Raw genomic sequence first — 25886 nt, 5'->3', positions numbered from 1 at the left:
GCTCTAAGTAATTCTATGGAACATTTTATAGTATCGGCTCGTAAGTATAGACCCCAAACATTTAAAGATGTAGTTGGGCAACAAGCGATTACAAATACATTATTAAATGCTATAGAAAACAATCATTTAGCACAAGCCCTTTTGTTTACCGGACCGCGTGGTGTGGGAAAAACAAGTTGTGCTCGTATTCTTGCTAAAATGATTAATAGTAAAGGCGTTGATAATCCGGACGAAGATTTTGCTTTTAATGTTTTTGAATTAGATGCAGCCTCTAACAACTCTGTAGACGACATTAGAAACTTAACCGATCAGGTTAGAATACCACCTCAAATTGGTCAGTATAAGGTGTATATAATTGACGAGGTGCATATGTTATCTCAAGCCGCTTTTAATGCTTTTTTAAAAACATTAGAAGAGCCACCAAAGCACTGTATATTTATATTAGCTACCACCGAAAAACATAAAATTATTCCGACCATCTTATCTAGATGTCAGATTTTCGATTTTAAACGTATTACGGTTACAGACGCTAAAAATTATTTGAAATATATTGCTGAAGAACAAGGTATAACTGCCGAAGATGATGCATTACATATTATAGCACAGAAAGCAGATGGTGCAATGCGTGATGCCCTTTCTATTTTTGACCGTGTGGTTAGTTTTTCTGGCAAGAACTTAACAAGACAAGCCGTTACCGAAAATTTAAATGTTCTTGATTACGAAACCTTTTTTACAAGCACAGATTATATATTAGAAAATAAAATTCCAGATTTACTGTTGCAATTTAATACCACTTTGTCCAAAGGATTTGACGGACAACATTATATTGCAGGTCTAGCATCACACTTTAGAGATTTATTGGTTTGTAAAACACCGCAAACCGTAGAGCTTTTAGAAGTTGGAGAAGAAACAAAGCAGAAATATTTAGAACAAGCAAATAAATCGTCTCAGGAATTTTTATTGCAAGGTATAGCGCTTGCTAACGACTGCGATCTCAAATATAAAACCAGTAAAAACCAGCGACTCCTCGTCGAACTTTGTATCATGCAACTTGCCTCTATCACTTTTGATGGAGAAAAAAAAAATAGCAAACGGTTCATAATACCGCCTTCTTATTTTAGAGCAAAAGGCATTACTCCTATTCCTGTAAACAAACCGGCAGCTTCAAATACGAATCATTCAGAAGTACAGGAACCACAGGCTACGGAAACTTCAACATCCAATACACCTGCAAAAAAAGAAAATCCTTCAAAATTTTCGGATCCTAAAATTCCAAAAATTGTATTATCGAAGGATAATAAGCGAACTTCAGGTCTATCTTTAAAAAGTATTCGTGCTAAAAAAGAGCATGAAATTAGACAAAATGAAGTTGTTTACGACGAAGTTAATTTACCAACAGACGATTTCACAGAGGAAGACATGCAAACGGCTTGGAAAGATTTTGTGACTGTTCTTGAAGCTGAAGGTAAACATAATTTAGCATCCATTTTATCTATAGACACCCCAAAGTTAATAGATAAAACCACCATGAGAGTGGAGTATCCAAACCAGACAAATAAGGTAGAAGTTGAGCGTAGTCAGTTTCATCTCATGAGTTTTATACGGAAACGTTTAAATAATTTTGATGTGACTTTAGACATCATAATTAATGAAGAAAAAGAAAAGCAATACGCCTATACTCCGCGCGAGAAATTTGAAAGAATGTGCGATAAAAACCCGAGTTTAGAACTTTTAAGAAAAGCTTTCGATCTGGATGTTTAAGAAACTAACATATAATCCATTAGGTGTTTTTATTTTATTAATAATTACTACGCTTACGTGTTGCGATGGCAGACATAAATTAAATAAAAAACCAAGACAAGTTTTAGCCGATAACGGTATGCTTACCTCCTTTTCCGAGCGTATAAATTACTTACCTGAACACTATTCCGAAACCATTACGGATACCATTTTAAACAGCGGATTCAAAATTCATATGAAAACGTATAGTGATATGAATTCGAATGTGCTTAACGTAAAAACAAAAGGGAATATCGAAGTTAAAACATTTTACAGAGATGCCATGGCTGATGTGTCTGTTCAATTAAATAATCATACGATTTTTAATCAGACCATTTCAAAGACCTTTATTTCTAAACATATTAAAGAAGTTTCCGATGGACTTCAGCCCTATATATTAAAAAGTATTTGGATAGACGATACTTACGTTTCTTCTAAAAATTCTGTTAGTTTCAATATTTTATTCAACAAACCAGAAACCACGACAGAATACAAATCATATCTGCTTACAATTACAAACGAAGGTAATTACAAGATTACCGAAACCACAACTAAAATCTAAAGAGTATGCTAGGCTTAAAATTACCAACAGATCCAAGATGGGTTAATATCGTGGAAAAAAATGTAGAATTCATTTTAACCGATCACGCTTATTGCGAACAAAAAGCAACCAGTACAGCAATTTCCTTAATTGTTAGCTTTCCGGAGTATACAGATTTGGTTCAAGAAATGGTCGCTTTGGTAAAAGAAGAAATTAGTCATTTTAAGATGGTGCACGACAAAATTTTAGAAAATGGTTGGGTATTAGGTCGTGATAGAAAAGACGAATACGTTTTAAAACTCATTACATTTTTCCCTAAAGGCGGAAGCAGAACCACACAATTAGTGCATCGTTTATTGTATGCCGCTTTAATTGAAGCAAGAAGTTGTGAGCGCTTTAGATTATTATCGGAAGAATTAGAAGATAAAGAATTAGCCGAATTTTACAGAAAACTTATGGTAAGTGAAGCAAACCATTACACTATGTTTTTAGGATTCGCCAGACAATATGGCGATAAAGACGAAGTGAACGAAAAATGGCAAAATCTCTTAGACTTTGAAGCTAAAATAATGGCTGATCTGGGGAAAAGCGAAACCATTCACGGATAATTCAATTTATTTAATCTTCACCAATTCCCATTTATTGCATCGCGAAAGCTTTTAAAACCTCTATAACATAATCTACGTCTTGTTTTGTATTATAATGAGAGAAAGAAAATCGAATTGATGGCTTTTTAAAATCCTCGTCGCTTAAAATTTCAGCTAAAACATGAGATCCTTTTTGGCTCCCACTTTGGCACGCACTACCTCGAGAACACGCTATACCTTTTAAGTCTAATTGAAACAAAAGCAGTTGGGTTTTATTCGCTTCAAAAGGAAAACACACATTTAACATGGTGTAGGCAGTGTGCTCTATATTTGAAGAGTCTCCATTAAAAGTAATTTTAGGAAATGCATGTTTAAGTTCTGTAGCAAAATAAGCTTTTAAATCGCTCACAGCTTTTCGTTCCAACTCCAAATTTTGATATGCTAATTTAAAAGCCGTTTCCAAGCCCACAATATTATGTACGGCTTCCGTCCCTGCTCTTAATCCGCGTTCTTGTTCTCCTCCATGAATCATAGCGTGTAAACCAGAATGTTTTCTTATAAAAGCAAATCCAACGCCTTTCGGACCATGAAATTTATGAGCGCTAGATGCTATAAAGTCCACAGGAATATCTTGTAAATCTAATTCGTAATGTCCGATAGATTGCACGGTGTCACTATGAAACAGTGTATTTGTAGCTTTACAAAGTGTCGCAACCCGTTTTAAATCTAATAGACTTCCTATTTCATTATTAACATGCATTAAACTCACCAACGATTTCTCTTCAGAAGATTCCAAAAGTTGTTGTAAATGAGAATAATTTACTGTGCCATTGTCTTCTAAAGAGACATAGTCGACAGAAATATTATAATTATCGACTAAAAAATCAATGGTATGCAAAACGGCATGATGCTCTATTTTAGAAGAAATAATACGTTTAACTCCCAAATCTCTCACGGCACTTAAAAGCACTAAATTATCGGCTTCGGTACCTCCGGATGTAAACACAATTTCGGAAGCCGAAACGTTTAATTGCTTGGCAATAGTCTTTCTAGCTGTTTCAACTAATGTTTTTGAAGAACGACCGAAACTATGCGAAGAAGATGGATTACCATAATATTCACTCATAACATCAGTCATTTTAGTAATAACATCTTCTCTAATTTTAGTGGTCGCAGCACTATCAAAATACACCTTTTTCATATCACAAAATTACTTCAAATAAAATTACTTTCAATAAGTCTCGTTATATTTGTCAAATCATTATTTTTGCCAATAAATAAATTTCTATGCGTAAGTTATCCTTCATTATTTGCTTAAGTCTTTTCACTCTTTTATCCTGTGATGACGGCGATATTATTACAGTTGATTTTGAATTCGATTTAACTTACGAAAGTTGTGGAGAATTGGTGTTTTATAACATAAAATCTGATCCCTACGAATCTATTTCCTTAAAAATAACATCTCCTGAAATTACTTTAGAAGATCTATTAGAGGTTGGCGAAGATAATACACTAATTACCACAGTTGATATCAGTTCTTCAAATCCATTTAATTACCGTGCCTACGACTCAGATCCTTCAGATTTTTTCTGTAACGATGTTCCTCCTTCGGATGTATTAATAACTAACGATTTAGAAAGCACATCTGGCGTGGCTACTATTACAACACTTTTAATTGAAGATGATAATGATGGTATTCCTGCAGATGTGGAAGATGAAAATCTAGATGGTGACGACGATCCAAGTACAAATCCGACAGATACCGATGGAGATGGTATTCCAGATTATTTAGATGATGATGATGATGGTGATAATATAAAAACCAGTAGTGAATCGCCTAACTATGTGGAGGGCACAGGATTTGTAGATTCTTTAGACACCGATGGAGATGGCATTCCTGATTATTTAGACCCGGATGATGATGGCGATGGCGTGCTAACGCGTGATGAAGAAAATAAAAGTCAAGATCAGAACCCTGCCAACGATATTACTTTCAGCAGTATTGGTGCCGATTATTTAAACCCAGAAGTTGCTGAAACAGTTCCTGCTACAGCCTACAGACAGCACACCATAGAGCAATCTTACGAGATTAGTACTATTCTAACCAACATTCAATTACCTGGTGTGAGTCAGGATGTATTTAATTTAGGAACTTTAGATGATACTGCGACTAGCAATGATCGCTATGTTACCCCAGAATTTCCTTAATTAATCTAAAATTTGCTCGGCATGTGCTTTTGTTTTTACCTTTGAGATAACATCTTCAATGATCCCCTCTTCGTTAACTACAAAAGTTGTTCTATGGATCCCGTCATATTCACGCCCCATAAACTTTTTAGGTCCCCAAATTCCGAAGGCATTAATCACCGTTTTGTCTTCATCGGCTAATAATGGGTATTGAAACTCGTGTTTGTTTTTAAAATTACTTTGGCGTTTTTCACTATCGGCACTTACACCTAAAACTTCATAATTAAGCGCTTTAAAACGTTCATAATTATCTCTTAAATTACAAGCTTCTGCAGTGCAACCTGGTGTACTCGCCTTAGGATAGAAAAAAATTACTAATTTTTTACCTTTATAATCATTTAAAGAAATTATATTGCCATCTTGATCTTTGGCCGAAAAATCTGGAGCCTTATCTCCTATTTTTAAAGTTGTCATATTTTTTTAATTTATTCAAAAATACAATAATGACTAAACAAGAAAAAGTAGAGTTTGTTATAAATACCTTAAATGATTTATATCCTGAAATTCCGATTCCTTTAGATCATAAAGATCCATATACTTTATTAATAGCCGTTTTAATGTCGGCGCAAAGTACAGATGTTCGCGTAAATCAGATTACACCACTATTATTTGCAAAAGCAGATAACCCTTACGACATGGTAAAACTTACTGTCGATGAAATTCGTGATATTATAAGACCTGTTGGTTTGTCTCCTATGAAAAGTAAAGGAATTCATGGGTTATCGCAGATTTTAATTGATAAACATAATGGTGAAGTTCCTAAAACCTATGAAGCCTTAGAAGAGTTACCTGCCGTTGGACACAAAACCGCCGCTGTAGTTTTATCTCAAGCTTTCGGCATTCCTGCGTTTCCTGTCGACACCCATATTCAGCGCTTAATGTACCGTTGGAATTTAAGTAATGGTAAAAACGTAATACAAACTGAAAAGGATGCAAAACGTTTATTTCCAGAAGAACTATGGAACGATTTACATTTGCAAATAATTTGGTACGGGCGTCAATATTCTCCTGCTAGAGGTTGGGACTTAGAGAAAGACATTATTACAAAAACCATTGGAAGAAAAACAGAAATCGATAAATACTATAAAACAAAAAAGTCCTGATTAAATCAGGACTTTTTTGTTTTTAGTTTAAAATAATTTTAAACTTTTCTTTGTTACCATCTACAACACCTAATGCTTTAGAATAATCTAACAGAAACTTTAAAGTTTCTTTTTTTGGATGTAATTTAATTTGACTTGACGTCTTAGAGTAAAGTTTAGCCATTAATAATATTTTAAAGTTATTAATATAATAACGGCAATTATATTTATTTAGTATTCTAATTTGTTAAAACAATATTATTTTTTTCAATCATTTTTCGCATATTAATTAATGCATAACGCATGCGTCCCAAGGCCGTATTAATACTTACTCCTGTTTTATCAGATATTTCTTTAAAACTCATGTCGTTATACATACGCATTAAAATAACTTCTTTCTGATCTTCTGGCAACTCCTCGATTAAGCGTCTTACATCGGTTTCTACTTGATCTTTTATAAGTTGTTTTTCTGCATTTAGAGAAGAGTCACTTAAAACTGAAAAAATGCTAAACTCGCCAGAATTATCAAATTTAGGCATGCGGTTGTTTTTTCTAAAATAATCGATAACAAGATTGTGCGAAATTCTCATAACCCAAGGAATAAACTTGCCCTCTTCGTTATAATTTCCCAACTTAAGCGTATTAATTACTTTTATAAAGGTGTCTTGAAAAATATCTTCGGCGACGTCTCTATCATAAACTTTGGAATAAATAAATCCATAGATTTTTTGCTTATGCCTTATAATAAGGGTTTCCAAAGCCTGTTCATTTCCTTTTATATAATCGCTTACTAATACAGCATCCGTGATAAGTTCTTTTTGCATAACAATACTTTTAAAATGCAGAAAATGGTAAATTTTCCTATTTGGGTTAACATGTTTTAAAAGTAATTGTGCAGTATAGGCTGTATATTTATGTGGATAGTATTCGGCCAAATATATAAATATTCCTAAACAAATCACAAATTATTATTTATATTTTTTTTAACATTTTAATGGGCAACAATCTACTTTCCTAGCTGAAATACTTATGTTATCTTTGGAAATTATACGTAAACGAAGCTATGAGTATCAACCTTTCTGAAGTAAATCCTAAAGAAAACATCATAATCAAGGGTGCAAAATTGCATAACCTGAAAAACATTGATGTCGTCATTCCAAGAAACAAACTTGTTGTTATTACAGGGCTTTCGGGTTCAGGAAAATCAAGTTTAGCTTTCGACACCTTGTATGCTGAAGGACAGCGCCGTTATGTGGAAAGTTTATCGAGTTATGCACGTCAGTTTTTGGGCCGACTTAATAAACCAAAAGTTGATTATATAAAAGGTATAGCTCCTGCCATTGCTATCGAACAAAAGGTGAATTCTACGAATCCAAGATCGACAGTGGGTACCACAACTGAGATTTACGATTACTTAAAATTGTTATTTGCCAGAATTGGTCGTACCTACTCGCCTATTTCGGGACATGAAGTAAAAAAAGATACCGTAACCGATGTCGTTTCGTATATAAAAACATTTAGCGATGGCGATAAATTATTGCTCTTAGCCCCTTTTATTCTTGAAGACGGTCGCGAATTAAAGGATAAACTTAATGCATTAAAGCAGCAAGGTTATGCAAGGATTAAAATTGATGACAACGTTACTAGGATTGAGGACGCACCAGACAACACTAAAGTGGAGTCGATTGAATTGGTGGTAGACCGAATTATTGTTAGAGACGACGAAGATTTCTTAAATCGTTTAGCCGATGCTATCCAAACCGCTTTTTACGAAGGAAAAGGAACCTGTTCTATTCAGACATTAAGCGATAATTCAACCCGGACGTTTAGCAATAATTTCGAATTAGATGATATTACTTTTTTAGAACCTAATGTGCATTTATTCAGTTTTAATAATCCTTATGGTGCCTGTCCTACTTGCGAGGGTTATGGGGATATTGTGGGAATAGACGACGATTTGGTGATTCCAAACACGGCACTTTCAATCTACGAAAATGCTGTTTTTCCTTGGAGAGGAGAATCTATGAGTTGGTTTAGAGACCAATTAGTAAACAATTCTCATAAATTTAACTTCCCTATTCACAAGCCTTATTTCGAGCTAAGCGATGCGCAAAAACAACTTATTTGGGATGGAAATCAGTATTTTGAAGGGTTATCGAGTTTCTTCGCAGAGCTAGAATCTAAAGCTTATAAAATTCAGAATCGCGTCATGCTTTCACGCTACCGTGGCAAGACAAAATGCAAAACATGCCAAGGAAAACGATTACGTAAAGAAGCCAATTACGTTAAAGTTGGTGGTAAAACCATTACTGATTTAGTAGAATTACCTTTCGATAAATTAGCCGTCTTTTTTAACGGATTAGAACTCAATGAAAATGATACTAAAATTTCGAATCGCTTATTGAAAGAAATCAATAGTAGAATAGAATTTTTATCGAATGTAGGATTAAATTATCTTACTTTAAATAGACGCTCTAACACATTGTCTGGTGGTGAAAGTCAGCGTATTAACTTAGCTACATCTTTAGGAAGTAGCTTGGTAGGTTCCATGTATATATTGGACGAACCAAGTATTGGATTACACCCAAAAGACACCGAACGTTTAATTGGAGTTCTTAAAGCATTACGAGATTTAGGTAACACCGTTATAGTTGTAGAACACGACGAAGACATCATGCAAGCTTCGGACGAAATTATTGATATTGGTCCAGAAGCAGGAACTTTTGGCGGTGAAGTCGTTGCTACCGGAACATACTCGGATATTTTAAAATCGAATTCCTTAACTGCCAAATATTTAAATGGCGAAATGGAAATTAAAGTACCTAAAAAACGTATTTCCTCAAAATATCAGATTGAAATTCTTGGAGCTCGCGAACATAATTTAAAAAATGTAAACGTCACATTTCCACTTAACATGCTTACTGTAGTTACAGGTGTTTCGGGTAGTGGAAAAAGCACCTTAGTTAAAAAGATTTTATATCCCGCCATACAAAAAGAACTGACTGGCTTTGGGGATAAACCTGGACAATTTTCAGAGTTAAAAGGAAATTATAGCACCATTAAAAATATCGAGTTTATCGATCAAAATCCTATTGGTCGTTCTTCCCGTTCTAATCCTGTAACCTATGTTAAGGCTTACGACGATATTAGAAATTTATTTGCAAACCAAAAACTAAGTAAAATTAGAGATTATAAGGCCAAGCATTTTTCTTTTAATGTTGATGGTGGCCGATGCGAAACATGTAAAGGTGAAGGTGAAGTAACCATAGAAATGCAATTTATGGCCGATGTGCATTTACAGTGCGAAACCTGCAACGGAAAACGATTCAAAAAGGAAGTGTTAGAAGTTACATTCGAAGATAAATCTATAGATGATGTTTTAAACATGACTATTGATGATGCAATCTCATTTTTTGATTTACACAAAGTCACAAAAATAAAAAACAAACTTCAACCACTCCAAGACGTAGGCTTGGGTTATGTTACTTTAGGCCAAAGCTCTTCTACCCTTTCTGGTGGTGAAGCACAGCGTATTAAATTGGCAACCTTTTTAGGAAAAGGTAATACCAAAGAAAAAGCACTCTTTATTTTTGATGAGCCAACTACAGGTCTGCATTTCCATGATATACAGAAATTATTAAAATCCTTTAGAGCTTTAATCGAAAAAGGGCATTCTATTATAGTTGTGGAACACAATTTAGAACTTATAAAATGTGCCGACTACATTATAGATTTAGGTCCTGGTGGCGGAGAATATGGTGGAGAAATTGTTGCTTTTGGTACACCCGAAGAACTCGTTAAAAATAAAAATAGCCTAACGGCAAAATACCTAAAAGACAAAATCTAAATCGAGTATTTAATAAAATAAAAAGGCTGCAGTTCCTATAATGGCCATAGCTACAGGAACAACTAAAGCTATAAATACTACAGAAATTAATAAAGCTTTTACAAAACTTGTTCTTTTTCGTGATTTATAAAACTTACGGATTGCCAAATATAAATACACAAAACTTAGTATTAATATAAGTTTTTTGGAAAGATCAGGCAGTTCGATCATAAAGTGAACCAGAGTAAAAAGGCTAAACATTATAAACAAAAAAGCAAAATAGTACAGACTAAATACCAAATGCTCAGCATAATGTCTTTTTTTATAATGCATTAGGTATAAAAAGAAGGCAAATATAGGCAGTAGTACAAATAATGAAATGGGAACATAATTATAAAAGGTATCTATTAATGGTGCACTACTTTTATCCTTATAAAATTTAAATACTTGTAAATAAAACGTTTTCTCGAACGTGCTTGCATTAGAATCTACCCCTAAGCCTTTTAAAACTTGATCTCCAGATGCACCTACCTGTACTAGAGAATCTAAGGTAAACCTGTTAAATTTTGTTTTATTACCTTTATTTAATTGAATTTCAAGGTTGTCTAGGTTTTGTGTATTAAGTTGTAAAGAATCTTTTACTATCCCTGCATCCATGGTTTTAAAATTCTCCGCTACTTCAGCGTCTAAAAGCTTTTCTTGTTTAGTTACTTGAAATGAAAATAAAAAGAAAAATACCACACTAGCAAACAAATAAAACTGGGCTGGGTTTAAATATTTTAATCGTTTTCCTTCTACAAATTGTAAGGCTAAAAATCCTGGTCTGAATAATAAAGGTAAAAAACTCTTGAAAAAGCGAGCATCCACCGAAAAATAGTTATTAATCGTATTTTTAAAAATATCGTTTACAGTTAATTCTTCGTGATAATTCTGCCCGCAATTTGGACAATATTTAAAGGCATCATCACAACTGAACTCACAATTTTTACAGGATTTACTCATAAATGGAAATAAAAATCTAAAAAGTGAAGATAAGTAACTTTTTAATACATCTTATAATTAATTACCTTAGTCCCTTATAACATCCCACTATGAAATATAATATTATTAAAGAAAACATTGTATATAAAGATTTTTTCACCGTAAAAAAAGCGACGATTACACATGACACATTTAAAAGCGACCAACAAGTAAAAGTAGTTAGAGAATGTTTAGATCGTGGTAGTGCCATCGCCATTGTTTTGGTAGAAAAAGATACAGATTCTATCTTACTAATTAACCAGTTTAGATACCCTACAATAATGCATCCGGAATTCGATGGTTGGCTTACAGAAATTGTTGCCGGCTGTATGGAAGCCGATGAAGACCCAATGGAATGCGCTAGACGTGAGGTAGAAGAAGAAATCGGGTATCAGGTTAAGCACATGGAGTTTATAGGTGACTATTTTGCTTCGCCTGGAGGAACATCGGAAAAAGTAAATGCATTTTATGCTGAAGTTAATTCCACAGATAAAATATTTAAAGGTGGTGGTCTTGACTCTGAACAAGAAGATATTCAGCTTATAAAGCTTCCCATTTCAGAACTAAAAAGTAAACTTAATGCACATGCTTTTAAGGATGCGAAAACTATTATAGCGTTGCAGTGGTTGTTATTAAATAAATACTAAGCGTTAAGTAAATGCTATTTTAATTATCGAAAACAAACGAAGTGGGTAAATTTTATACATTATTGTTATCATAATTAACATTTTACTGATTTTAATTCAAAATCATTTTCATTCTTGGCACGCTGTTTGCTTTTACAACCATACGAACCAAAAATTGATAACTATGAAATCACTTTTTACTTTACTTAGTCTAGTTATTTTTGCTGTTCCTACGGTGCAAGCAAATACATATACGCCTTCCGAAGCGAAGATTGCTAAATATAATAATCCGAAATCATTTATTTTTAATGAAGGTGGTGTGGAATTTTCAATCTTTCAGGATGGACAATTCGACTTTTATATGCAAGGTGTTAACGACAATGTAAACTTTGCATTTAATTCTCCTAATATTCAATTTAGTTTTAACACCGGTTATAATTATAATCCGTATGTACAATTCGACGAATATGGAGCAATAATACAAATACAGAGTGTTCCGATTTATTACGATTACTATGGCCGTATTATTAGAGCAGGAAATGTAGACATTAATTACAACAGTTACGGACTAGTGTCTCATATTGGAAATATGAATATTTACTATAATAATTATGTATACACACATTATTCTGGATATATAAATCCGCGTAATATGGGGTATGTCTATAAACCTTGGCATAGTTATTATCGCATTCCAGAACCAAGTTATTGTGTAGTTTACCATACGCCATACAGACAAAATTACCGTCCAGTAAGACGGACCTACTCAAAACCTTACCAAAATAATACGAGGCCTGTCGTTAATAGATATTCTAATAAGTCCTATAATACCAGGTCTTATAATCAATCGAGAACTGATACTAGACCACGAGCAGTTTCGACAACTAGTACAAGATCTAGTAATTTAATTAAACCAAACTCAAGTAATAGTAGTACGCGAGCAAACAACTCTACTAGAACAAGTACAAGAAATAATAATAACAGTAGAGTAACCAACAATACAAATACATCCAAATTATCAAGTACGCGTACACAACAAGCTAGCAACACTCAAGTTGTTAAAAATCAACCTCGCGCTACACAAAACACAACTACAACTGCTAAGCGCTCTACACGTACAGCGACATCAACAGCAACAAATGCACGTAATACTTCTACAAGAACATCGTCGGATAGTAACTCTAGAAGTATAAGCGAAAACACGAATACTAGAACATCTAATTCCTCTAGACAAAGAGGTTAGGTAGAATCATTTACAATTTAATCCAATCCTGTGAAACCTTTAAAAACGGTCTCACAGGATTTTTTAGTTTCTTTTTAGAATAGTATTTAGCAATTTTGTGATATCCCCAGAAAAATTAAAAAAGTAGCAAATCCCGCCATATACCAATCCTATTATAGCCGACTTTAAGCCGATATTAATAACAGGATGAAAAGGGAAATCCCAGAAATAAAATACAAACGCAGTGGCTAAGATTAAAAGAAAAACTTTAAATGTATTTTCTGAAAATGGTAGAATTCCAAATTTTTTATATACAAACAACACCTTAATAACATTATACAAAAACACAGAGATAAAAGTAGCATAAGCCGCGCCGTTTAAACCATACAATGGTATAAAGTAGATGTTTAACAATACCGAAATAACGGCCAAAAACACGCCTTGAACTAATACGGTTCTATAGTAATCACTATTAAACAATATGGAATTATTATTCCCTAAAAGACTGTCGAATAATTTCGCGAGACCAATTAAAAATACAACTAAAATACCATTACCAAATTGTTCTGGTATTAACCGATATAATTCATTAATATTAAGAATAATGAGAAGGTAAATAAACCCGCTAACTATCAATAAATTTAAAGACGATTTCTTGTACAAGTCTTTTAGCCCTTCTTTATTCTTTTCATTTAAATATTTAGCTGTCAACGGATTTGTAATTTGGTGCATTGAGCGCAAAGGCACTCCAATTACAGAAGCAATATAAATGGCCACACTATAATAGGCTACATTTTCGAGTATATTATAAAACCCTATCATGAATTTATCAATCTCTAAAATAACATTAGCCACAGATCCCGCTATAATTATTAACGTGGTATACTTTAAAATAGCTACAAGATTAGAAGGTCTAGAAAATTTTATCACCGGACGCTTAATACTAAAGGCGTAAACCATCATAATACACGTGCGCAATACATATAATAAAACAATATATACAATAAGCTGATCTACTGAAATAAGCTCCAGATATAGTACAAATAATAAAATCATTGTTCCCAACCTGTGAAAAACTTCTTTCATAAAGTTTCCGAAAACCGATTGCATTTGTACTTTCGCCCAAGAATAAAACACTTCGAAATAAGCGAAAACAATGGCCGAAATATAAATAAGCCAGACATAATCCTTCACTAACTCATTATCGTTTGCGATCCAAGTACTAATCGTATCGAAAGCGAAATATCCGATAGCTCCAAATGGTATAATAATAACTAACGGCAGAAATAGTATTAAGGTTAGAAAACTATTTTGAGACTGACGCGTTTTAAATGTAGAAAAGAATTTAATAATCGTATTATTTACACCAAAAGCCATTAAAGGCATTAAAATATTTGCCGTAGACAAAATAAAGGTAATCAGACCAAAATACTCGTCACTTAAGAAACGAGTAAATAAAAACAATGTATTTATTGCTCCTAACCCGAAGCCCAAATAGGTTACAATCGTGTTTTTTATAGATTGATTTATTACAACTCCCATTATAAAATTTTTGAGAGTGATTCGGTCAGTGCTCGCCTACTATATTTTTGCAAACCTATGGGATAAGATTGCAAACTTCCTTTTTTAAAGGATTCATAATGATTTAATATTACGTGTTTTAATCCTGCGTAATCCTTGTATAAAAAGTATTGTCCGGTATTGGTTGTCTTTAAAATTTGTTCTACATCTGTAGCTTCTGGCCCCATTGCAACTATAGGCCGATTCGATACCATATATTCAAATAATTTCCCTGGAATTATACATTTAGTATCTTCAGAATCTATTTCGATTAACAACAAGACTTGAGATTGTTTTTGGAACACTATAGCCTCTTGATGAGAAACATATCCAACAGCATTTAAATACCTATTTAAACCAAATTTTTCTATAGATTCAAGCACGTCTTCACCAATACTCCCTACCATATTAAGCTGAAAATCCTGAGCAAATTCGGGATTTGCCTTTACCAAATCGCTTAAAACGCGCCATAAAACTATTGGATTACGCTTAGATAGCAAAGATCCAATATGGGCTAATGTAAATTTTTTATCTAAAGAAATTGCGCCAGTTGAAACCTTATCATAGCCATTTGTAATAACATGAATAGGAGCATTGGTAATCGCCTCGAATTCCCTTTTTGTCGGACTACTAGTCACAATTATACCGTCTGCAGTATTTAAAACTTGAGACTCCAATCGCTTATGCTTTGCTTCGGAAGCCCTTGTTAATTTTAATTCTTTATGGTAACCAATAGTCGTCCACGGATCCCGAAAATCGGCAATCCATTTCACCCCAAAGTGCTCTTTTAATTTTAAACCAATTAAATGTACACTATGTGGAGGACCTGTTGTTATAATGGTATCTATTTTATGCTTAGATATATAATCTGATAATAATGCCACAGACGGTTTTACCCATGACTTTCTAGCATCTGGAATAAAAAAATTACCACGTATATAAAGCATTAAACGCTCTATCCTACTCTGCTTAGTCCGTTCTGTAATAATGCCTTTACTAATAGTTGTGGCCTTTTTTCCTGTCAATAACTTAGCAAACTTGTAAGGCTCTCGAATAGGTGATTTCAGAATAGTTAGATCTTCAGAAACATCATCTAATAAACTGTTATCGACTAGAGGATAGTCTGCATTATCGGGAATAAAAACTATAGGATTTATATTAAAATCGGGTAAGTATTTTACAAATTTTAGCCATCGTTGTACACCAGGACCTCCAGCAGGTGGCCAGTAATAGGTTACGATAAGCACATTTTTTTTCATTGTGTTGTTCTAAAAACTTAATCTACTTTGGTAGACCTATTTTTCAATCCGAAAAATAATCCCAATACAATTAGAATACCTAATACAACAGAACTTGCAAGTGCAATTGTGCTCCCTTTTTTAATAACTGCGGGTTCAAATTTAAATTCTATAACATGATCTCCTGCCGGAATATCCAAACCGCGCAATATATAATTCACACGCTCATGTGGTACTAAAGTATTATCAATATACGCATTCCAACCTTCGGAATAGTATATTTCTGAAAATACTGCAAAACCATTTTGAGTGTTATTCGATTTATACTTAATATAGTTCGGCTTATACTCTATAGCTTGAATAGAAGCAGTGGAATCTATGACGTTTGTAGTATATTTAATCGATTTTGATGTAGAGACTGCAACATGTTTTGTATTTAAACTGTCTAATTTCTGAATCTCTTCATTGGCAGAATCCACGGTTTCCACTCGATTAACAAACCACGCATTGCCATTTGCATCGGTATTTTCGTAAGGGAAGTAACCTCCTTTTTCATCTTGAGCAATAATATATTTTGTGTTTAACATATTTAACACATTGATATTATTTTTAGAAATATAAAAATCGAATACTTCGTTGTATCGTCCTAGTTTGGCCGCGTGATAACCATTTAAAGAATTATGAAAATAAGAAGCTCTGGCCGCGCCAGAAGTTACATCGAATACTCTAAAATGTGCAGTATCTTTCAATATCTGTAAATCTGCACTATTTGCTTGAAATGGTTTATTTATTTGGGAAGCCGATTTAAAGTCGTCGTTATTCACATAACGTCTATCCACACCAATTAAATCAAATAAAATTAAGACAGCAAAACACACAACAACAAGTGTTTCTGATAACTTTTTCTTTAAAAACAAAAAGATTACACCTCCAGAAAGTAATACAAAAATTAATGTTCTTAATGTATCACTCGTAAACATAGATGCGCGATCTGCACGAATGGCATCAATAAATTCTTGTCCGTAATTCTGAGCATAATACCCATCATTTCCTCCTACAAAATCGAATAATGTCGATTTAGCCAATAATAATAGAACGGCTAATCCTGTTGTAATTCCGACAGCATATTTTAAACTATTAAATTTCTCTTCCTCGGAAACGGTAGGTTTAAATAGTTTTACCAATCCGAATACTCCTAAAACGGGAACACACAATTCTAATATCACTTGTATGGAACTTACTGCCCTGAACTTATTGTACATCGGTACATAATCGATAAATAAATCTGTTAACAGACCGAAGTTTTTTCCAAACGATAATAATAATGACAACACCGTTCCGCCAACTAACCACCATTTTAAACGTCCTTTAACCAAGAATAATCCAAGAACAAATAAAAATAATATTACCGCACCTACATAGGCAGGCGCTTCAACAATAGGCTGAATTCCCCAATATGTTGGTGTTTGCTTAACAATTTCTCTAGCCTGAACAGGTGTTGCTCCACGCTTTAAGTTAAATTGATAGTATTCGGAATCTCTCCCAACATCTTCATGACTTCCACCTCCAAATATTCGAGGGATAAAAAGGTTTAAGGCTTCTAATTTTCCGTAACTATATTCTGTAATATAATCTTTATCTAATCCTGTAGATGCCGCTTTTGGCGAACCATCTGCATTTATAGTTAATTCACTCTGGCCTCGTGTACTTTCTTTAACATATTCCTGAGTTGCTAAAATATTGGTTGCATTTAATCCGATAGACAAAATAACGGCTACCAGCAAAATACTTACAGCTTTAAAAAACTCTGGTAATTCTTTTTTCTGATACGCATCTACTAAATAGGCAACGCCTAAAATTAAGACCAATAGCATTAAATAATACGTCATTTGGTAGTGATTAGCCACCAATTCTAATCCCATCGCCACTGTGGTTAACAGAAATCCTGCAATATATTTGCGTTGAAAGGTTAGTAAAATACCACTTAAAACTAAAGGCATATATGCAATAGCGTGAGCTTTACTATTATGCCCCACGCCTAGTATAATAATTAAATAGGTAGAAAAACCAAATGCCAAGGCTCCTAAAGCCGCGAGTTTAAAATCGACTTTTAAAGTTAGAAGCAAAATGTAAAACCCTATAAGATATAGAAACAGATAATCGGCCGGTCTTGGTAAAAACCGAATCGTTAAATCTAATTTTTTAATGTAGTTATGCGGATATTTTGCACCAAGCTGATACGTTGGCATTCCTCCAAAAGCACTATTGGTCCAATAGGTTTCTTCTCCCGTTTGGGCCTTAAAATCCTTTTGGTGTTTAGACATCCCAATATAATGCATGATGTCGCTCTGAAAAATTTCTTTTCCTTTTAAAACGGGACTAAAATAGGCTAACGAAATAATTACAAAACCTATAAGTACTAAAAAATGTGGTAGTAGTTTCTTAACTGAAAATGACATGAAAATGTGTTAAACTTAGATTCCGAAAATTAATCAATTTCTTCGTAATCTACATATTCACCTACATTTTTATTTGAAGTTTCTTGTTTTGGTATTTTATCTATTACAACTTCTCCCTCTGGTGGAGCTTGTTGACGCTTTTGTTGGTTAGCATTAAATTGTGAACCGAATTTTTCTTCCGCCTTTTTCACGAAAAATTGCATAATTACAGGAGCGAATAATCTTAAAAGAATCTTCCCACCAAACCAAATTAGTAAAATTATTAATATCGTTCTCATTAAACCTGTTGCCGAGGCGTATTGAAGCATAGTTAGTATTTTAAGCAAAAATACAATTCTTATATTTTAAAATGAATTGTAAATTGATAAAAAAAATATAAAATCTCTATCTTTGGAGGCTAGATCGCAAACGACTTAATCCATGAAAACCTATTTAGCCTTAATTATTTGTGCCATTCCTGCATTTGTCTTCGGACAATACACAGATGTTATCAATTCCAATAGGCCCGGAGTGTCTAAAAGTGCATATGCCGTTGGGGTTAATGTGATACAATTTGAAGCTGGTCCTTATTACAGTAAAGAAAACCATGTTCCGCTACAATATGAAACTAGTGGTGGTGGCGTAGATTTTGCTGGCCGTTATGGTTTAATTTGGGAGCAGTTAGAACTTATCGTAGACGGAACGTTTCAAGCAGACACTTATACAGATAATCGCTCTTCTATAGAAGACGAATATTCACGCTCTAATTTTAAAACCTTATCTGTAGGTGCCAAATATTTACTTTACGATCCGTACAAAAATGCACACTTAGAGAAACCAAATCTTTACAGCTGGAAAGCAAACCATAGTTTTAAATGGAGTAAATTAATTCCTGCAGTCTCTATATATGCCGGTGCAAATTACGATACAGAACTTAATCCATTTACACCACAAGGTATTGAAGGATTTAGTCCTAAAATTGAGATTATGACACAACATAATTTTGTGAGTGGTTGGGTTTTAATTATGAACTTATCTAAGAATAGAATAGGCATGAAAGACTCTAGCGATCAAGATGCCTCGGACCTTCAGTATATTTTTACTTTAACACATAGTTTTGGTAAAAAATGGGTGGCTTTTGGAGAATATCAAGGTATAAAAAGTAATTTTTATGCAGATGATTTATTCCGATTAGGTGGCGCTTATTTAGTAAGTAAGAATCTGCAATTAGACACCGCTGTTACCTTTAATGTAAAAGATACACCTACCGTATTTGGCTTAAATTTTGGTGCGTCTTACAGAATAGACTTACACAAAGACAAAGAAATTGAAGCGTCTACTGGTTTTCCAACAAATAAAAACCAAGGAAAAAACAAGAACACGGAAAGCGAATATTATAAATTTGGTGAAGATTTAGATAGCGCTCCAACCGAATATAAAATGGATAATTAAAATAGCATTTGTTTTATTCTAACCGATAAACATTTCACGCTACACAAAATTAACTGAATACTAGAAATCATTAAATGATTACACTAAAAGAAGTATTAACGAAAAAAGAACTTAAGGCTTTTGTAAAATTTCCATTTGAACTTTACAAAGGTTCTCCATATTGGGTTCCTCCAATTATTTCGGAAGAAATGGAGGTTTTTAACAAAGGAACCAATCCTGTTTTCATGGATGCCGATGCCAATTTGTTTTTAGCCTATAAAAACAACAAAATTGTTGGTAGAATTGTAGTAATCATAAACAAATTAGATCTTAAACAATCTCATAATAAAATCCGTTTTGGTTGGTTTGACACCATTGATGATATTGAAGTCACTAAAGCATTACTTAATAAGGCCAACGATATAGGAAAACAAAACAATTTGGAATACATGGAAGGTCCTATTGGCTTTTCTAACTTGGATAAAGTTGGCGCTTTAACCGAAGGTTACGACCATATTGGTTCGATGGTAACTTGGTATAATTATCCGTATTATGTCGAGCATTTTCTAAGTTTAGGAATGGTTCAAGAAAAAGAATATCAAGAAAATATATTTCCATTTTCTAATGTAAAACCAGAACACTTTTATCGTATAAATAATTTGGTAAAAAAACGCTACGGTTTACGTCCGCTTAATTTTACTAAAACAAAAGACTTGATGCCTTACGTCGATCAGATGTTTGATTTATTTAATAAGAGTTACTCAGAATTATCGTCTTTTGTTGAAATTACAGAAGTCCAAAAAGCATATTTTAAAAAGAAATTTATTTCGTTTATAAACCCGGAGTTTATAAAATTCGTAATGGATGAAGACGATAATATGGTGGCCTTTGCAGTCGTAATGCCTTCATTCGCCGAAGCACTTCAAAAAGCAAATGGAAAGTTATTCCCTTTTGGATTTTATCATTTACTGAAAGCAAAGAAAGAATGTAAAACGGTTTCTTTTTATCTTATTGGCGTAGAACCTAAATATAAAAACAAAGGCGTTACAGCTATTATATTTAATGAGTATTACGAAACGTTAAAACCTATGGGAGTTATAAATTGTATTAGAACTCCTGAACTAGAAGAAAATTTTGCTTCACATCAAATTTGGAAACATTTTGATGCGACAACCTATAAGCGAAGAAAAACTTTTCGTAAAAACTTAGTGTAATTATAAAACATAAAAAATCCGAAACTTTAAAAGTTTCGGATTTTTTTATTATCATTTATTCAAATACGTTATCTATTCCATCGCCGCAGAGACAGCAGCAGATAATCGTTTGTATGTTCCATTTTCTAAACGTGAACGAATTGCTTCAAACGCGTCTAATGTTTCATTTACATCTTGAATATCGTGTGTTGCAGTAGGTATTAATCTTAATAAAATTAATCCTTTCGGTATTACAGGATATACTACTATAGAACAGAAAATTCCATAATTTTCACGTAAATCTTTCACTAAAGCCATAGCTTCAGGAATACTACCTTTTAAGTAAACAGGTGTTACACAACTTTGCGTTGTACCAATATCGAAACCACGAGATTTTAATCCAGACTGTAAAGCATTGGTATTTTCCCACAGCTTAGCTTTAAGCTCAGGCATAGTTTTAAGCATTTCTAAACGCTTTAAAGCACCTGCTACCAATTGCATTTGCAATGATTTAGCAAACATTTGAGAACGTAAATTATATTTTAAATAATCTATAATCTCTTTATCTGCTGCAATAAATGCTCCAGTACTTGCTAAAGATTTAGCAAACGTTGCAAAATACACATCAATACCATCCTGTACGCCTTGCTCCTCACCTGCTCCAGCACCAGTTTTACCTAGAGTACCAAATCCGTGAGCATCATCGACTAAGAATCTGAAGTCATATTTTTCTTTTAAAGCAACAATTTCTTTTAAACGACCTTGTTCTCCACGCATACCAAAAACACCTTCAGAAATCACTAAAATTCCTCCTCCGGTATGTTCTGCCATCTTCGTAGCACGCTCAAGATTTTTTTCAAGACTTTCAATATTGTTATGTTTATACGTAAAACGTTTACCCATATGTAAACGTACACCGTCTATAATACATGCATGAGCATCTACATCGTAAACAATAACATCGTCTTTAGAGACCAATGCATCTATGGTAGACACCATACCTTGATAACCAAAGTTTAATAAATACGCCGCTTCTTTGCTTACAAATTCAGCCAGCTCATTTTGTAATTTTTCATGAAGATCTGTGTGCCCCGACATCATTCTTGCACCCATAGGATAAGCCGAACCATAAGCGATTCCTGCTTCCGCATCTGCTTTTCTCACTTCAGGATGATTTGCCAACCCTAAGTAATCATTTATACTCCATGTAATTACATCCTTACCTTGGAATTTCATTCTGTTAGATATTTGCCCTTCTATTTTTGGAAACACAAAATATCCTTCTGCTTGAGATGCCCATTTTCCTAAAGGTCCTTTATCCTTATATATTTTTTCAAATAAATCTTTCATGTAAGCTATTAATCTAAATTTTGGTGCAAAAATAGCTTTTTATGCCATTATAGCATAATATTTTCGCAACCTCTTGTTAACAAACTTAGTAACAAAGCACAACGTTTCTCAATTGAAAACATTGTGCTTCGCTACCATTATTTTATATATTGAATACCCTGAACGGCCTCGACATTAACGCTGTCAAAAAAGCCTTGTTCATTCATCCATTTATCACTATAAATCTTACTCATGTAACGCGAACCATGATCTGGAAAAATCACCACTACAACATCACTTTCAGAGAACTTTTTAGCCTTCCCTAATTGCAATACAGCCTGCATTGCGGCACCAGATGTATATCCTACAAATAAGCCTTCACATTTAGCAATACGTCTTGCTGTATGTGCACTTTCTTCGTCTGTTACTTTTACAAACTCATCTATAATATCAAAGTCTGTAGCTGTTGGTATTAAGTTTTTCCCTAGACCTTCTATACGATATGGATAAATTTCCTTTTCATCGAACACTTGTGTTTCATGAAATTTTTTCAATACCGAGCCAAAAGCGTCTACACCTAATATTTTTATATTTGGATTCTGTTCTTTTAAATACTTTGCTGACCCTGAAATAGTGCCTCCAGTACCACTACAAGCTACTAAATGTGTAATCTTACCCTCTGTTTGTTTCCAAATTTCAGGTCCGGTAGACAAATAGTGCGCATCAATATTTAATTGATTAAAGTACTGATTTATATAAACAGATCCCTTTATTTCGTCATGCAATCGTTTAGCAACCTCGTAATACGATCTAGGGTCGTCTGCACTTACATTTGCTGGACAAACATAAACTTTAGCCCCCATTGTTCTTAGCATATCTATTTTATCTGCAGAAGATTTAGAACTTACCGCTAAAATACAATCGTATCCTTTAATGATACTTACCATAGCAATACTAAATCCTGTATTACCTGAAGTAGTTTCTATAATAGTATCACCTGGTTTTAATAAACCTTGCTTTTCAGCTTGCTCTATAATATATAAAGCTATTCTGTCTTTAGAAGAATGTCCCGGATTAAAAGCTTCTACTTTTGCATAAAAATCACCATTGATTTGAGACGTAATTTTATTTAGTTTAATTAAAGGAGTATTTCCCACTAAATCCAATACGTTATCAAAAACTTGATTTTTATGTTCCATAAATACTATTTAAAAGCTACTTTCTTATTGATCGAAATAACTAAAACCTGACAAAAATAAGCATTTTTTTTTACTTATGAAGTAATCCCTTCCAATTCCAACAAAAACACATATTCTAAAGCCACTTCTTTTAAACTCTCAAATCGGCCAGAAGCACCTCCGTGTCCTGCTTCCATATCTGTTTGAAATAACAGTAAGTTTTCATCTGTTTTAAGATCTCTCAATTTCGCCACCCATTTTGCGGGTTCCCAATATTGCACCTGAGAATCGTGTAAACCTGTTGTAACTAACATATTAGGATAGGCTTGTGCAGTGACATTATCGTAAGGTGAATACGATTTCATATAATTATAATACGCTTCTTCATTTGGATTTCCCCACTCGTCGTACTCTCCGGTGGTTAACGGAATGGTGTCATCTAACATAGTTGTTACTACATCTACAAAAGGAACGGCCGCCAAAACCCCATGATACAATTCTGGGTTCATATTTACAATTGCTCCCATTAATAAACCTCCAGCAGAGCCACCATAAGCATACATATGCTTCTCGGACGTATACTTTTCGCTTATTAAATGTTTGGTACAATCTATAAAGTCGTGAAACGTATTTAACTTAGTTAAAAGCTTTCCGTTTTCGTACCAATCTCTACCTAAATATTCCCCTCCTCTAATATGAGCAATGGCATAAATAAAGCCTCGATCTAATAAACTTAAACGGATTGTAGAAAAGTAAGGATCTATTGTAGAGCCATAAGAACCATATGCGTATAGTAGCAACGGATTTTCGCCATTCATTTCTAAACCCTTTTTATGCACTAGTGTAACAGGTACTTTTACGCCGTCGCGAGCCGTAGCCCAAACACGATCGGACGTATAATTATCCTTATCGAATGTACCGCCTAAAACTTGTTGCTCTTTTTTAACGTCCTTCTCTTTTGTTTTAAAATTATAATCGATAACCGAACTCGGTGTGGTTAACGAATTATAACTATAGCGTAAAACATCGCTATCAAAATCAGGATTATTTCCTGTATTAGCCGTGTAAGTTTCACTATCGAATGGTAAATAATAATCTTCTGTCCCATCCCAGCTTATAATACGAATATTGTTTAATCCGTTTTCTCGTTCGCTAACAACAAGATAATCCTTAAAAATTTCTATATCTTCTAAAAGCACATCTTTACGGTGTGGTAACACCTCTTCCCAATACGCTATCTCAGTTTGAGTTTCGCTGGTTTTTGAGAGCTTAAAATTAGTTGCACCATCGGCATTGGTAATCACATAAAAACTATCCTTATAATGTGCAATCGCATAATCCAGTTCTCGAATACGCTCTTGAAAGATTTTAAACTCCTGGTCTGGAGTATCCGCATTTACAAATCTATATTCTGATGTTAATGTACTCGCAGAACCGATGACAATGAATTTATTCGATTTTGTTTTGTAAACAAAAGTGTTATAGGTTTCGTCATCTTCATGAAAAACCTCCACATCCTCTATATTGTCATGTAATTTGTGCTTAAACACTTTATCCGAACGCAACGTAACTTCATCTTTACGCGTGTAAAAAATAGTTTTATTATCGTTTGCCCAAGTGGCACTTCCTGTGGTGTTTAGAATTTTATCTTCATACACTTCACCTGTAATTAAGTTTTTAACTTGAAGTGTATATTGTCGTCTACTCACTGTATCTGTCGAAAAAGCGACCAGCGTGTTGTCTTCACTAATAGAAATACCTCCCAACTTAAAATAGCTAAAACCTTTAGCCATTTCATTACAATCGAATAAAATCTCTTCTTCGGCCTCTAACGTACCTTTCTTACGTGTGTATACTGGATAATCCTTACCTATTTCGTAACGTGTAATATACCAATAGCCGTTTAATTTATAAGGCACAGACTCGTCGTCTTCCTTAATTCTTGACTTCATTTCTTCAAACAAATCCTTTTGAAATTGTTCTGTATGAGCCATTTTATGTTTGGTATACTCATTTTCTGCATTCAAATATGCAATAACCTCTTCATCTTCTCTATCATTTAGCCAAAAATAATTATCGATTCTGACATCGTTGTGAACCATTAATTCTTTTGGATTTTTTTTAGCTATTGGAGGTTGAATATCTTTTTTCAAATGATTATAATTTATTCTTGATTTTAACTGTCAAAAGTATAAAAATTAAATAATTTTGTATGGAATTTTAAAATATTAAAAATATGTTTGGAGACCTAATGGGTATGATGGGAAAACTAAAAGAAACCCAACAAAAAGTTGAAGACACGAAAAAGCGATTAAACACTGTTTTAATTGACGAGCAAAGTAACGACGGGAAATTAAAAATTACATTAACAGCCAATAGAGAAATTAAATCTATCGAGGTGGATGAGTCTTTACTTCAAGATAAAGAAGAACTTGAAGATTATTTAATTTTAACCTTAAATAAGGCTATAAAAAAAGCATCTTCTATAAACGATGCAGAATTAGCGGCCGCCGCGAAAGATGGTATGCCAGATATTCCTGGAATGGATATGTTTAAATAATTCACAATATTATTAAACACAAAAAAGGA

23 protein-coding genes are annotated in these 25886 nt (G+C 33.6%); 11 read left to right on the top strand and 12 right to left on the bottom strand.

Translation table 11 applies throughout. From position 1 onward, the window contains the following. Positions 1 to 15: 15 nt before the first annotated feature. Genes AC0UBM_RS02800 through AC0UBM_RS02790 form a run of 3 tightly spaced genes read left to right on the top strand, consistent with a single transcriptional unit; the run spans position 16 to position 2928 of the window. The gene (locus AC0UBM_RS02800) at positions 16 to 1761 is read left to right on the top strand and encodes a DNA polymerase III subunit gamma/tau (protein ID WP_475687573.1); all 1746 of its coding nucleotides are present in this window, start codon (positions 16 to 18) and stop codon (positions 1759 to 1761) included. Beyond that, positions 1754 to 2341, top strand: coding sequence for a hypothetical protein (locus AC0UBM_RS02795; protein WP_475687572.1), 588 nt, complete (start codon positions 1754 to 1756; stop codon positions 2339 to 2341). Before AC0UBM_RS02800 ends, AC0UBM_RS02795 begins: the two co-directional genes overlap by 8 nt. Before the next feature lie 5 nt (positions 2342 to 2346). Then, on the top strand, positions 2347 to 2928 hold the full coding sequence (locus tag AC0UBM_RS02790; RefSeq protein WP_475687571.1) for a MiaE family protein: 582 nt from the start codon (positions 2347 to 2349) through the stop codon (positions 2926 to 2928). Between the two features lie 31 nt (positions 2929 to 2959). Here AC0UBM_RS02790 and AC0UBM_RS02785 read toward each other — a convergent pair whose 3' ends face one another. Continuing rightward, the gene (locus AC0UBM_RS02785; RefSeq protein ID WP_475687570.1) at positions 2960 to 4108 is read right to left on the bottom strand and encodes a cysteine desulfurase family protein; all 1149 of its coding nucleotides are present in this window, start codon (positions 4106 to 4108) and stop codon (positions 2960 to 2962) included. An 86-nt stretch (positions 4109 to 4194) separates the two neighbouring features. On the opposite strand from AC0UBM_RS02785, the gene AC0UBM_RS02780 reads away from it, so the two are divergent. Further along, entirely contained in the window at positions 4195 to 5115 is a 921-nt protein-coding gene (locus AC0UBM_RS02780; protein WP_475687569.1) for a hypothetical protein, read from the top strand. On the opposite strand, the gene bcp is transcribed toward AC0UBM_RS02780, so the two are convergent. Continuing rightward, on the bottom strand, positions 5116 to 5568 hold the full coding sequence (gene bcp / locus AC0UBM_RS02775) for a thioredoxin-dependent thiol peroxidase (RefSeq protein ID WP_475687568.1): 453 nt from the start codon (positions 5566 to 5568) through the stop codon (positions 5116 to 5118). 29 nt (positions 5569 to 5597) lie between these two features. On the opposite strand from bcp, the gene AC0UBM_RS02770 reads away from it, so the two are divergent. Continuing rightward, positions 5598 to 6257 (top strand): endonuclease III domain-containing protein, encoded by a 660-nt coding sequence (locus AC0UBM_RS02770; protein WP_475687567.1) that lies wholly within the window; start codon positions 5598 to 5600, stop codon positions 6255 to 6257. A 22-nt stretch (positions 6258 to 6279) separates the two neighbouring features. On the opposite strand, the gene AC0UBM_RS02765 is transcribed toward AC0UBM_RS02770, so the two are convergent. Beyond that, positions 6280 to 6420 (bottom strand): hypothetical protein, encoded by a 141-nt coding sequence (locus tag AC0UBM_RS02765; protein ID WP_414034654.1) that lies wholly within the window; start codon positions 6418 to 6420, stop codon positions 6280 to 6282. A 55-nt stretch (positions 6421 to 6475) separates the two neighbouring features. Then, complete coding sequence (locus AC0UBM_RS02760) at positions 6476 to 7060, bottom strand: RNA polymerase sigma factor (RefSeq protein ID WP_414034655.1); 585 nt, start codon at positions 7058 to 7060, stop codon at positions 6476 to 6478. 239 nt (positions 7061 to 7299) lie between these two features. On the opposite strand from AC0UBM_RS02760, the gene uvrA reads away from it, so the two are divergent. Then, positions 7300 to 10083 carry an excinuclease ABC subunit UvrA gene (gene uvrA, locus AC0UBM_RS02755; RefSeq protein ID WP_475687566.1) on the top strand — a complete coding sequence of 928 codons (2784 nt, stop codon included), beginning with the start codon at positions 7300 to 7302 and terminating at the stop codon, positions 10081 to 10083. 9 nt (positions 10084 to 10092) lie between these two features. On the opposite strand, the gene AC0UBM_RS02750 is transcribed toward uvrA, so the two are convergent. Further along, positions 10093 to 11064, bottom strand: a complete 972-nt coding sequence (locus tag AC0UBM_RS02750; RefSeq protein ID WP_475687565.1) for a DUF3667 domain-containing protein — start codon at positions 11062 to 11064, stop codon at positions 10093 to 10095. Positions 11065 to 11153: 89 nt separating this feature from the next. Here AC0UBM_RS02750 and AC0UBM_RS02745 point away from each other — a divergent pair, with 89 nt between their 5' ends. Further along, positions 11154 to 11729 carry an NUDIX domain-containing protein gene (locus AC0UBM_RS02745; protein ID WP_475687564.1) on the top strand — a complete coding sequence of 192 codons (576 nt, stop codon included), beginning with the start codon at positions 11154 to 11156 and terminating at the stop codon, positions 11727 to 11729. A gap of 163 nt (positions 11730 to 11892) precedes the next feature. Beyond that, positions 11893 to 12951, top strand: coding sequence for a hypothetical protein (locus tag AC0UBM_RS02740; protein ID WP_475687563.1), 1059 nt, complete (start codon positions 11893 to 11895; stop codon positions 12949 to 12951). 63 nt (positions 12952 to 13014) lie between these two features. Here the strand turns inward: AC0UBM_RS02740 and AC0UBM_RS02735 are convergent, their stop codons facing one another. The 4 genes from AC0UBM_RS02735 to AC0UBM_RS02720 are packed head-to-tail and all read right to left on the bottom strand — an operon-like array spanning position 13015 to position 18495. Continuing rightward, positions 13015 to 14472 (bottom strand): lipopolysaccharide biosynthesis protein, encoded by a 1458-nt coding sequence (locus AC0UBM_RS02735; RefSeq protein ID WP_475687562.1) that lies wholly within the window; start codon positions 14470 to 14472, stop codon positions 13015 to 13017. Then, positions 14472 to 15749: a glycosyltransferase gene (locus tag AC0UBM_RS02730; RefSeq protein WP_475687561.1), complete on the bottom strand. Its 1278-nt coding sequence runs from the start codon at positions 15747 to 15749 to the stop codon at positions 14472 to 14474. Before AC0UBM_RS02730 ends, AC0UBM_RS02735 begins: the two co-directional genes overlap by 1 nt. A gap of 17 nt (positions 15750 to 15766) precedes the next feature. Further along, positions 15767 to 18187, bottom strand: coding sequence for a YfhO family protein (locus tag AC0UBM_RS02725; protein ID WP_475687560.1), 2421 nt, complete (start codon positions 18185 to 18187; stop codon positions 15767 to 15769). 29 nt (positions 18188 to 18216) lie between these two features. Next, positions 18217 to 18495: a DUF4834 family protein gene (locus AC0UBM_RS02720; RefSeq protein WP_414034663.1), complete on the bottom strand. Its 279-nt coding sequence runs from the start codon at positions 18493 to 18495 to the stop codon at positions 18217 to 18219. Between the two features lie 112 nt (positions 18496 to 18607). Here AC0UBM_RS02720 and AC0UBM_RS02715 point away from each other — a divergent pair, with 112 nt between their 5' ends. Next, complete coding sequence (locus AC0UBM_RS02715; protein WP_475687559.1) at positions 18608 to 19618, top strand: transporter; 1011 nt, start codon at positions 18608 to 18610, stop codon at positions 19616 to 19618. A 74-nt stretch (positions 19619 to 19692) separates the two neighbouring features. Next, positions 19693 to 20811, top strand: coding sequence for a GTP cyclohydrolase (locus AC0UBM_RS02710; protein ID WP_475687558.1), 1119 nt, complete (start codon positions 19693 to 19695; stop codon positions 20809 to 20811). Between the two features lie 72 nt (positions 20812 to 20883). Here AC0UBM_RS02710 and capB read toward each other — a convergent pair whose 3' ends face one another. From capB to AC0UBM_RS02695, 3 genes are all read right to left on the bottom strand, one after another. Next, the gene (gene capB / locus AC0UBM_RS02705; RefSeq protein WP_475687557.1) at positions 20884 to 22140 is read right to left on the bottom strand and encodes a cysteate-C-fatty acyltransferase; all 1257 of its coding nucleotides are present in this window, start codon (positions 22138 to 22140) and stop codon (positions 20884 to 20886) included. 137 nt (positions 22141 to 22277) lie between these two features. Further along, positions 22278 to 23318: a cysteate synthase gene (gene capA / locus AC0UBM_RS02700; protein ID WP_475687556.1), complete on the bottom strand. Its 1041-nt coding sequence runs from the start codon at positions 23316 to 23318 to the stop codon at positions 22278 to 22280. Positions 23319 to 23392: 74 nt separating this feature from the next. Beyond that, complete coding sequence (locus AC0UBM_RS02695) at positions 23393 to 25450, bottom strand: S9 family peptidase (RefSeq protein ID WP_475687555.1); 2058 nt, start codon at positions 25448 to 25450, stop codon at positions 23393 to 23395. A gap of 83 nt (positions 25451 to 25533) precedes the next feature. Here AC0UBM_RS02695 and AC0UBM_RS02690 point away from each other — a divergent pair, with 83 nt between their 5' ends. Beyond that, entirely contained in the window at positions 25534 to 25857 is a 324-nt protein-coding gene (locus tag AC0UBM_RS02690; RefSeq protein ID WP_475687554.1) for a YbaB/EbfC family nucleoid-associated protein, read from the top strand. The last annotated feature ends 29 nt before the right edge of the window (positions 25858 to 25886 follow it).

The organism is Formosa sp. F44 (assembly GCF_056238645.1).
Note: the sequence above shows the minus strand (reverse complement) of the source record. Positions and strands in the feature narration are given on the sequence as shown.